The sequence below is a fragment of the Staphylococcus sp. HMSC071G07 genome (assembly GCF_001811435.1).
Classification (GTDB): domain Bacteria; phylum Bacillota; class Bacilli; order Staphylococcales; family Staphylococcaceae; genus Staphylococcus; species Staphylococcus pettenkoferi.
Map to the genome: position 1 here is coordinate 152,683 of NZ_KV804784.1, position 316 is coordinate 152,998.

General features: G+C 47.2%; 1 protein-coding gene. It reads left to right on the forward strand.

The genetic code is table 11. The features are described 5' to 3' along the window. The coding region (locus HMPREF2802_RS12185; protein WP_218085173.1) for a GA-like domain-containing protein at positions 1–316 on the forward strand (316 nt) is incomplete at both ends.

Here is a 316-nt window from a genome sequence, read left to right on the forward strand (position 1 = left end):
GGATGCCAAGAAGAATGCACAAGAGAAAGTGGATGCACTACCATCCGACCAACGAGGGGACATGCCAAGTGAATTAGAAAAATTAAATGGTATCGATATACCAGATGTGAATGACTCCGATGCGAACGGCATATCCGACGAAGTCGATGCACAACGCGAGGAAGCGCAAGCAGCGGTTAACGCAGCTAAAAATGCGGATCAAGCAGCTCAAGATAAGTTGAAAGAAGCGAATGCCGATGGTCTAATTACGCCGGATGAGCATGATGCTTTAGAAAAAGCGAACCACGATGCAGCGGATGCCAAGAAGAATGCACAA